Origin of the sequence: Bacillus sp. 205(2023) (assembly GCF_037027485.1) — a bacterium.
Taxonomy (GTDB): domain Bacteria; phylum Bacillota; class Bacilli; order Bacillales; family Bacillaceae; genus Bacillus; species Bacillus halotolerans.
The window spans coordinates 1-208 of the sequence record NZ_JAXCHF010000059.1 but is presented as its reverse complement, the minus strand read 5'-3'; the positions used below and the strand labels follow the sequence as shown (position 1 = coordinate 208).

At 46.2% G+C, this 208-nt stretch carries 1 rRNA gene; it reads right to left on the bottom strand.

Annotated features, from left to right (window positions below):
- Positions 1-156: 156 nt before the first annotated feature.
- Positions 157-208, bottom strand: a 16S ribosomal RNA gene (locus tag WA325_RS21545); the annotation flags it as partial.

Here is a 208-nt window from a genome sequence, read left to right as displayed (position 1 = left end):
ACCACCGACCTCACGCTTATCAGGCGTGCGCTCTAACCAGCTGAGCTACAGGCCCATCTTAACTTATTCAAGGAACAAAGTTCCTTCAAAACTAAACAAGACAGGGAACGTTCTGTTTATAAGACCCAAGGTCTTATATTCCGTAAATATCCTTAGAAAGGAGGTGATCCAGCCGCACCTTCCGATACGGCTACCTTGTTACGACTTC